This window comes from Cryobacterium sp. TMT2-10, assembly GCF_004403075.1.
GTDB lineage: Bacteria > Actinomycetota > Actinomycetes > Actinomycetales > Microbacteriaceae > Cryobacterium > Cryobacterium shii.
On record NZ_SOGW01000081.1, the window covers coordinates 1 to 9,052 of the forward strand.

At 70.5% G+C, this 9,052-nt stretch carries 9 protein-coding genes; 2 read left to right on the forward strand and 7 right to left on the reverse strand.

Annotated elements, in window-relative coordinates:
- Positions 1 to 137: 137 nt before the first annotated feature.
- The 3 genes from E3T37_RS09435 to E3T37_RS09445 all read right to left on the reverse strand — a co-directional run bounded on the left by E3T37_RS09435 (position 138) and on the right by E3T37_RS09445 (position 3,535).
- Positions 138 to 1,397 (reverse strand): alpha-hydroxy acid oxidase, encoded by a 1,260-nt coding sequence (locus tag E3T37_RS09435; protein WP_134366537.1) that lies wholly within the window; start codon positions 1,395 to 1,397, stop codon positions 138 to 140.
- Positions 1,398 to 1,399: 2 nt separating this feature from the next.
- Positions 1,400 to 2,203 carry a FadR/GntR family transcriptional regulator gene (locus tag E3T37_RS09440; protein WP_198416032.1) on the reverse strand — a complete coding sequence of 268 codons (804 nt, stop codon included), beginning with the start codon at positions 2,201 to 2,203 and terminating at the stop codon, positions 1,400 to 1,402.
- A gap of 222 nt (positions 2,204 to 2,425) precedes the next feature.
- Entirely contained in the window at positions 2,426 to 3,535 is a 1,110-nt protein-coding gene (locus tag E3T37_RS09445) for a glycerophosphodiester phosphodiesterase family protein (protein ID WP_134366538.1), read from the reverse strand.
- A 168-nt stretch (positions 3,536 to 3,703) separates the two neighbouring features.
- On the opposite strand from E3T37_RS09445, the gene E3T37_RS09450 reads away from it, so the two are divergent.
- Positions 3,704 to 4,459: a dienelactone hydrolase family protein gene (locus E3T37_RS09450; protein WP_134366539.1), complete on the forward strand. Its 756-nt coding sequence runs from the start codon at positions 3,704 to 3,706 to the stop codon at positions 4,457 to 4,459.
- Positions 4,460 to 4,477: 18 nt separating this feature from the next.
- Here the strand turns inward: E3T37_RS09450 and E3T37_RS09455 are convergent, their stop codons facing one another.
- Positions 4,478 to 5,068 (reverse strand): DJ-1/PfpI family protein, encoded by a 591-nt coding sequence (locus tag E3T37_RS09455; protein WP_134366540.1) that lies wholly within the window; start codon positions 5,066 to 5,068, stop codon positions 4,478 to 4,480.
- 169 nt (positions 5,069 to 5,237) lie between these two features.
- The gene (locus tag E3T37_RS09460; RefSeq protein WP_134366541.1) at positions 5,238 to 5,633 is read right to left on the reverse strand and encodes a sortase; all 396 of its coding nucleotides are present in this window, start codon (positions 5,631 to 5,633) and stop codon (positions 5,238 to 5,240) included.
- 105 nt (positions 5,634 to 5,738) lie between these two features.
- On the opposite strand from E3T37_RS09460, the gene E3T37_RS09465 reads away from it, so the two are divergent.
- Positions 5,739 to 7,205 (forward strand): peptide MFS transporter, encoded by a 1,467-nt coding sequence (locus E3T37_RS09465; RefSeq protein WP_134366542.1) that lies wholly within the window; start codon positions 5,739 to 5,741, stop codon positions 7,203 to 7,205.
- Positions 7,206 to 7,247: 42 nt separating this feature from the next.
- On the opposite strand, the gene E3T37_RS09470 is transcribed toward E3T37_RS09465, so the two are convergent.
- Both E3T37_RS09470 and E3T37_RS09475 read right to left on the reverse strand, forming a co-directional pair.
- On the reverse strand, positions 7,248 to 8,561 hold the full coding sequence (locus E3T37_RS09470; protein ID WP_134366543.1) for an MFS transporter: 1,314 nt from the start codon (positions 8,559 to 8,561) through the stop codon (positions 7,248 to 7,250).
- 5 nt (positions 8,562 to 8,566) lie between these two features.
- Positions 8,567 to 9,052 (reverse strand): MarR family winged helix-turn-helix transcriptional regulator (locus E3T37_RS09475; RefSeq protein WP_241994559.1); only part of this gene is annotated, 486 nt, incomplete at its 5' end.

Sequence of the window (9,052 nt, forward strand, 5' to 3'; positions counted from 1 at the left end):
ACCCACCCCGCACCCACCCCGCACCCACCCCCACTCCCACGGCAGGCGCTGCGCCGCCGAAGTCGGCGATTCCGGTCGAGTTCGCCAGTTCCGCGGGTCGAACTCGACCGCAACTGGCGAACTCGGCGGGAACTGAGCTACTGCGGCACGGATGCCGCCACCGGCGGCGCGATCCGGCCGAGGCGCGCGAGCTGCGTGACGTGCCCGGGCTCGAGCTCCTCGAGGGACTTCACGCCGAGCAGCCGCATGGTGCGCGACACCTGCTCGGACAGGATCTCGATCGCCCGGTCGACGCCGGCCTCGCCGCCGGCCATCAGGCCGTAGAGGTAGGCGCGGCCGATCAGGGTGAACCGGGCGCCGAGCGCCACGGCGGCGACGATGTCCGCGCCGTTCATGATGCCCGTGTCCAGATGCACCTCGAGGTCGGTGCCCACCTCGCGCACCACCTGCGGCAGCAGGTGGAACGGGACCGGCGCCCGGTCGAGCTGGCGGCCGCCGTGGTTGGAGAGGAGGATGCCGTCCACGCCGAGGCCGGCGAGCGTGCGCGCATCCGCCACGTTCTGCACGCCCTTGACGACGAGCTTGCCCGGCCACTGCGCCTTGATCCAGGCCAGGTCCTCGAAGGTCACGGTGGGGTCGAACATGGTGTCGAGCAGGTCGCCGACCGTGCCGCTCCAGCGGTCGAGGGACGCGAAGGCGAGCGGTTCGGTGGTGAGGAAGTTGACCCACCACTCCGGGCGCGGCAGCGCGTTGAGGACCGTGCCCGCGGTCAGGGCCGGCGGGATTGAGAAGCCGTTGCGCTTGTCGCGCAGCCGGGCGCCGGAGATCGGCACATCCACGGTCACCAGCAGGGTGTCGAAGCCGGCCTTCGCGGCCCGGTCGACGAGCGCCATCGAGCGGTCGCGGTCCCGCCACATGTACAGCTGGAACCAGTTGCGTCCGTTCGGGTTGGCCGCCTTGACGTCCTCGATCGCCGTGGTGCCCATGGTCGACAGCGAGAACGGGATGCCTGCCCTGGCCGCCGCGTGCGCCCCGGCGATCTCGCCCTCGGTCTGCATCATCCGGGTGAAACCGGTCGGTGCGATGCCGAACGGCTGGGCGACGGGGGCGCCGAGCACGTCCCAGCCGGTGGAGACGGTCGAGACGTCCCGCAGGATCGACGGGTGGAATTCGATGTCCTCGAAGGCCTGGCGGGCGCGCTTGAGGGAGATCTCGGCCTCGGCCGCGCCGTCGGTGTAGTCGAACGCGGCCTTGGGGGTGCGCCGCTTGGCGATGGCCCGCAGGTCGTAGATGGTCAGGGCGCTTTCGAGCCGGCGCTTCTTCGCGTTCAGCTCGGGTGCCTTGAACTGCATCAAGGGTGCGAGGTCTTTGATCCGGGGGATCCGTCGCTGAACCATGGTCAGGCTGTCCGTTCTGTCGGGGCCGCCGGCCGCCCGGGGGCATCCGTGTGCTGGTCTGTGGGCTGGGGGTTCGGCTGCGTTTCGGCGTAGTAGCCCGCGATGTGGCTCGTCACCAGGCTGCGGGCGGCCTCGGCATCGCCCGCCTCGATCGCGGAGAGCACGGCGCGGTGTTCGGTGCGGAGGCGGGCGGAGGTGTCGGTCCACGAAGCGAGGCTCGACGCCCCGTCCTGCACATACGCCTCGATCGTGCTGCGGAGCCCGGCCATCGTGGCGGTGACCACCTGGTTGCCGGAGGCCTCCGCCAGCGCGAGGTGGAACTCGGCGTCGAGGGCGAGGAACTCGGCCTCGGTCAGGTCACGGGAGTCCATCGCGGCCAGCAGCTGCAGGGCCGCCGTCAGATCGGGTCGGAGGGAGGCGTTGGCGTCCATGGTCGTCTGGGAGAGGGCGGATGCCTCGGCCAGCTCGGTCACGACCGACGCCTCGAGCACGAGCCGGGTTTTGACCACGTCGATCACCGGGAAACCCTGCGCGGCCACCTGCAGGCGCATCAGCGCCGCCATGCCGCCGCCGGGCAGTGCGACGATGATGGCTCCGGCCGAGGGGCCGCTTCCGACCGCGGTGCGCAGCAGACCGAGCACCTCGAGCACGCGAATCGCCTCGCGAACACTGGAGCGGCCCACCCCGAGGTCCGCCGCGAGGGCCCGTTCGGGCTGGAGGTGGTCGCCGGGCCGCAGCCGCCCGCTGAGCAGATCCGATTCGATGCTCTGCAGCACGATTTCCCAGGCACGGGGCTCGATGCTCACGGGCTCCTCCTCGACAGTGGGGTGGGGTGGGGTGCTGATGGGATGCTGATGGGATGCGGCCGACGGCAGCGGCGACGGACGTGCCGCCGCTGTGGTCCGACCACATGCTACAGGGTGGCGCCCGGCCGGCGCCAGAGGCCGGACGCGCTTTCGCTGCCGGTTCGCAGCGGCGCTGCTATCGCGCTGCTGCTATCGCGCTGCTATCGCGCTGCTATCGCGCTGCTACCGCGTGTAGGCCGTCGGCAGCTTCAGCCCGCGCTCGCCGAGGACCGTTCGGAGCCGGGTCGGGTAGTCGGTGATCAGGCCGTCGACGCCGAGGTCGAGCAGGGCGGTGATGTCCGCGGCCTGGTTGACCGTCCAGGGGATGACCGGCAGTCCCGCCGCGTGGGCGTCGGCGATCATGGCCGGGGTCACCGACGTGAAGACCGGGGAGACGATGTCGTACCCCTGCGCCTGGGCGGCGCGGGCCAGCGAGCCGTCGTAGGAGTCGATGTCGATGCCGCCCAGGTTGGGGCTCATTCCGGGCTGGTCGACGCCCAGCCAGGCGTCCCCGCTGGAGAGGGCGGCGAGGGTGAGGTCCGGGGCGATCTCCCGGGTCAGGTTCAACGATGCCCAGTCGAAGCTCTGCAGGATCGACCGGTCCGCCAGCCCGGAGGCCTCGATCTCGCCGACGACCGCGCGGGTGAGGGCCGCCATCTCGTCGGTCCCGGCCGGACCGGCCACCTCCACCTTGGTCTCGATGTTCAGGTGCACCTTGCGGGCGTCGTAGCCGTGGACGAGGTCGAACACGTCGGAGAGCGTGGCGATCCGGTTTCCGGGAGTGTTCGCCTGCTCGGGGAAGCCGGGCAACTGCTGATAGCCGCAGTCCAGGGTGGCGATCTCGGCCAGAGTCAGATCGCGCACCCGGTCGCCGGCGTACGGGAAGGCCGGGTCGCCGGCGAAGGTGGGGGCGGTGTCGGCGCATTTGCTCGTCGTCATGATGTCGTCGTGCCAGACCACCACCTGGTCGTCGCGGGTCAGGTGAGTGTCCAGTTCCAGCGTGCTGACGCCGAGTTCGAGCGATCGGGAGAAGGCGGTGAGCGATTCCTCGGTCCACTCGCCGCGGCCGCCGCGGTGGGATTGCAGGTCGAACGAGCCGTTGCGCTCGTTGGTGCGGAGCGGCTGGCCGGCCGAGCCGGACCTCTCCGCCGACGGCGTCGACGGTGCCGACGGTGCGGATTCGGACGGTGCCGGGTCGGCCGGTGCGGCCGTGGCCGGTGAGGCCAGGGCCGTCCCGGCGATGGTGGTGGCGAGCACGGCGGTGAGTGCCGCGGAAACAAGGATTGTGCGCATGAAGAGATCCCCCCTGGTGTGGCTCGATCGGGGCGGCGTGGCGCGGCCCCGCGTCCACGGTAGGAATCGGACGTGGCCGGGATGGTGCGGCCACCTGTCCCGCAGGTGAACGACGAGCGCGCCCGGCTGCACCGGCTAGGGTTTCAGTCAGCCAGGGAGGCCGTCCCCATGACCGAGAACACCGCTCCTGAAACCATCGACCTGCAGCTTCCGGCCCGGCCCGGCGGCAGCGCCGGCCTGAAGGCGCTCCTCGGCGTGCCGGCCGGCCCGGGGCCCTGGCCCGGGGTCGTGCTCGTGCACGAGGCGTTCGGCCTGAACGACGTGATGCGCCGCCAGGTGGTCCGGATGGCCGAGGCCGGCTACCTCGCGCTGATGCCGGACCTCTTCACCGAGGGCGGCGCGCGCAAGTGCCTGACCGGCACGTTCCGTGCCCTGCAGTCGGGGCGGGGCCGCGCCTTCGTCGACATCGAATCCGCCCGCCAGTTCCTGATCCGCCGGGACGACTGCTCTGGGGCGGTCGGCGTGCTCGGCTTCTGCATGGGCGGCGGGTTCGCGCTGGCGGCCGCCACACGCGGCTTCGACGCGGCATCCGTCAATTACGGGCGCCTGCCCCGGGACCTCGACGACGCCCTGGCGGGTGCGTGCCCGGTCGTGGGCAGCTTCGGTGGCGCCGACCGGTCACTGAAGGGCGCCGCCGCCGCGCTCGAGTCCGCACTGACCAGGCTGCGCATCCCGCACGACGTGGTGGAATACCCGGATGCCGGGCATGCCTTCCTCAACGACGCCGAAAGCGGACCGGTGGCGCTGCGTTTCGTGCTCAAGCGCATCCTGGGGGCCGGGCCAGACCCCGAAGCCGCCGCCGATGCCTGGCAGCGGATCGAAGCGTTCTTCGGCGAACACCTGGCCCCCGCCCCCAGGCCCTAGCAGCTCAGGCGGCGCGGCTCAGTTCACCGCTTCCAGAAGCGGCTCCGGCCGGGTCGCGTCGGACGCCGCCAGCAGTTTCATGAACTCACGCATCCAGGTGGGGTGGTCCGGCCAGGCGCGGCCGGAGACGAGGTTGCCGTCGACGACGCCCGCACCGTCCTCGAAGATGCCGCCGCCGAGTTCGACGTCGATCGCGAGCGCCGGGTAGGCGGAACTGGTGCGTCCCGTCAGCACACCGGCGGCGGCCAGCAGCATCGGGCCGTGGCAGAGCGCGGCCACCGGGGCGTTCTTCTCGAAGAAGTGGCGCACGATCCGCTTGGCGTCCTCGTCGTTGCGGATGTACTCGGGGGCGCGGCCGCCCGGAACCACGATGGCGACATAGTCGGCGGGGTCGACGTCCGCGAACGCCACGTCGGCGTCCCAGGTGTGGCCGAGCTTCTCCGTGTAGGTGTCGAAGCCGTCCACGAAGTCGTGCACCACGAACTGGAGCTTCTTTTTCTCCGGTGCCCCGATGTGCACCTCGTAGCCGGCCTCGAGCAGGCGCTGGTACGGGTAGAAGACCTCGAGCGTCTCGGCTGCGTCCCCGGTCAGGATGAGAATCTTGCGCATATGGTGCCTCTCTCGGTGGAGCGTCGACGGAGCATCGATGGGTGCGGGCAGCACGGATGCCGGGCGCCCGGATTCCCCTAGCATCGCCCTTTCGGCCGGGTCGGACAAGCGCCGGGTCAATCAAATCGGCGCGCATCTGCCGGCGCGCATCTGCCCGCCGGGCGCCTCGCTAGAGGAACATCAGCACGATGCCGAGCACGCCCGACGCGGCCCCGACGATCAGCAGGACCAGACCGGTCAGGCGCAGTGCCTTGCCCTCGGACTCCGGCGTGTGCGTGCGGCAGCGCGACGGGGTGCGCGCGTTGAACCAGAGCGGCACGTCCTCGCCGGGCGGCAGCCGGTGCGTCTCGTGGGTGTCCGCCGGGCGTTCGTGCACCTCGCCGTGCGTGTCGAACCAGCGGATGACCGTGCCGGATGCCGAGGAGGCGATGACGCCATCCGTCTGCAGCCAGCGGCCCTTGATGCCGCGCACGAAGAGCCCGGCGGCGAACAGGGCGGCGCCCACGACGAGTCCGACCAGGGTCAGGACCTCGCTGATCAGGGCCGCGAGTGACTGTGCGTCCAATCCGCCCCCCAGGGTTCGTCGATAGCGTTCTGGGCAAAATCGTACCCTGCGCCGGGGCGCGGGCCCGATGCCCCCATTTCTGGGGGCTCGCGGTAAGGTCAATCAATGAGCACGGTTGTTGAACAAACCCCTGTCCGAGAAGATCGAAGTTTCCTCGGGCAGCCCCGTGCACTCGCCAACATCTTCGGCGTGGAGATGTGGGAGCGCTTCTCCTTCTACGGCATGCAGGGCATCCTGCTGTTGTACCTGTACTACTCGGCGACCGCCGGCGGGCTGGGGATCCCCCAGACGACCGCGGCCGGCATCGTCGGCGCCTACGGCGGCGGCGTGTACCTGTCGACCATCCTGGGAGCCTGGGTCGCCGACCGCGTCCTGGGTTCCGAGCGGGTGCTGTACTTCAGCGCGATCATCATCGCGGTCGGCCACGTCGCACTGGCCCTCCTCCCCGGGTTCGGCGGGGTGGCGACCGGCCTGATCCTGATCGCGCTCGGCAGCGGCGGTCTCAAGGCCAATGCGACCAGCGTGGTGGGCTCCCTCTACGCCAAGGACGACCCCCGGCTGGACGCGGGCTTCTCCCTCTTCTACCTCGGGATCAACCTGGGCGCCTTCTTTGGCCCGGTCATGACCGGCCTGCTGCAGACCACCCTCGGCTTCCACTTCGGCTTCGGCCTCGCGGCCGTCGGAATGGCGATCGGACTGGTGCAGTACTCCTTCGGCCGCAAGCGGCTGCCGGCCATCGTGCACGAGGTGCCGAATCCGCTGCCGTCCTCGCGCTACGCCGCGTACCTCGGCGCCGCTATGGCGGCAATCGCCCTGATCGTGGTGCTGAGCGTGCTCGGCGTGATCACGGCATCCAGTCTGGTCACCATCGTGATCGCGCTGACCCTGGTGGCCACCGTCTCCTACTTCGTGGTGATTCTGCGCAACCGGCAGATCACCGCCGTCGAACGCAAGCGGGTCTTCGCGTTCATGCCGCTGTTCGTGGCCAGCGCCGCCTTCTGGTCCCTCTCGCAGCAGCAGTTCACGGTGGTCACCATCTACACCGACGAACGACTCAACCGCGACGTGTTCGGCTGGGAGCTCCCGGTGTCCTGGATCCAGTCGTTCAACCCGGTCTTCATCATCCTGCTGTCGGGCGCCTTCGCCGCGCTGTGGACCCGCTGGGGTTCCCGCCAGCCGTCCACCCCGGTCAAGTTCGCGCTCGGAACGGGCATGATGGGCGTCGCGTTCCTGATGTTCCTGCCCTTCGTCGACGGCGGCGCGAACTCCACCCCGCTGGCGGCCATGATCGCGATCCTGTTCGTGCTCACCGTGGCGGAACTGCTGATCGGCCCGGTCGGCCTGTCCATCACGACCAAGCTGGCGCCGGAGCCGTTCAAGACCCAGATGGTCGCCCTGTTCTTCCTGTCGATCGCCCTGGGCACCGCGGTGTCCGGGTGGCTGGCGGAGTGGTACACGTCGGTGTCGGAGACCCTGTACTTCAGCGTGATTGGCGGTGTCGCCATCGTGATCGGCCTGATGCTCGCCCTGATCGCGCGCCCGATCCTGCGGCTGATGAACGGCGTGCGCTAGGCAGCATCCGGGCAGCCGGCGCCCGGGCAGCCGGGCGCCCGGCTAGCGGGTCGCCGTCGCCTCGACGATCGCGATCTCGCGGGTGGCCGTTTCGGCGTCGCGGCCGTCGCCGTCGTGGTGCAGGCGGAGCCGGGGCGACACGCCCGGACGGTACCGCACCCGCAGGCTGCGGTACTTCACCATCCAGAACAGCACGGCCGCGGCGGCCAGGAGCCCGGACAGGGCCGCCACGCCCAGCGCCCAGCGCGGTCCGTATTGGTCGGCGACCCAACCCACCAGGGGGGCGCCGAGCGGCGTGCCGCCGGCGAAGATCGCCATGTACAGGGCCATCACCCGGCCGCGCATGGCCGGGCGGGTGGTGGTCTGCACGTACGCGTTCGCGGTGGTCATCAGGGTCAGCGACGACAGCCCGACGAAGGCCAGGGAGATCGCGAAGGTCAGGTAGTTCGGCGTCAGCGCCGCAATCAGGCAGGACAGGCCGAACGCGCCGGCCCCGGCGACGACCAGCCGCAGCCTCGGGCGGCCGCGGCGGGCGGCGAGCAGGGCGCCCGCGACCGACCCGATCGCCATGATCGAGCTGAGCAGGCCGAATTCGCTGGCGCCCATCCCGAACTCGACCGTGGCCATGGTCGCGGTGAAGATCGCGAAGTTGAAGCCGAACGTGCCCACCAGGAAGACCGTGATCAGCACGACGACGATGTCGGGCCGCCGCGACACGTAACGGATGCCGCCCAGCAGCTGGCCGCGCTCGCGGGGGGCCCGGGGCTGGCGGCGGAGCTGCCCGGTGCGCAGCAGCGTCATCGCCAACACCGTGGCGCCGAACGTCACGGCGTTGATCAGGAAGACCCAGCCGGCGCCGACGGCGACCGTGAGCAGACCGGCGGCGGCCGGGCCGATCAGGCGGGCGCCGTTGAAGGACGCCGAGTTGAGGGCCACGGCATTCGGCAGGTTGTCCTCGGAGACCAGCTGGGAGACGAAGGTCTGGCGGGCCGGGGCGTCGATCGCCGCGACGATCCCGAGGCCGAGGGCGAAGAGGTAGACGTGCCAGAGTTCGGCGACGCCGGTCACCGTGATCAGGCCTAGGCCGAGGGCGAGCAGCCCCATCAGGCTCTGGGTGAGGATGAGCAGGCGGCGGCGGTCGAACCGGTCCGCGATCAGGCCCGACCACGGCATCAGCACCAGCTGGGGCCCGAACTGCAGGGCCATCACGATGCCCACCGCGGTGGCGTTGTGATCGGTCAGCTCGGTGAGCACGATCCAGTCCTGGGCGGTGCGCTGCATCCAGGTTCCGATGTTCGACACCAGTGCGCCGGCGAACCAGATTCGGTAGTTCACGACGCTCAGGGAGCGGAACATGGCGTTCAACTGTTGGTGAGCTCCTTCATGATCTCCATGGCCTCGCCGAGCACGCGGCGCTGCTCGGGAGTCAGCTTGCCGACGCGCTGGGCGAGCCAGGCATCCCGGCGCTTGCGGGTGTCGCGCATCAGAGTGCGTCCCTGCTCCGTCACGGTGAGCACCACCTTGCGGCCGTCATCGACCGATCCCGCCCGGTCCACCAGGCCCTCCTCGACCAGGGCGTTGACCGTGCGGTTCATCGACGGCGGAGTGACCCGCTCGTGTTCGCTGAGTTCACGGAGGGTGAACGGGCCGTGGAAGTAGAGGGAGCCGAGCGCCGAGAACTGGCTGCTGCTGAGCTCACTGTCGGGCTTCTCCTGGCGCAGGCGCCGGGCCAGCCGGCCGTTCGCCAGCCGGAAATCATGGCTCAACTCCGCGACCGTCGTGCGTCGCACCGCGGTCGAGGCGGGCGCAGCGGGCGCGGGCGCAGCGGGCGCGGGCGCAGCGGGCGC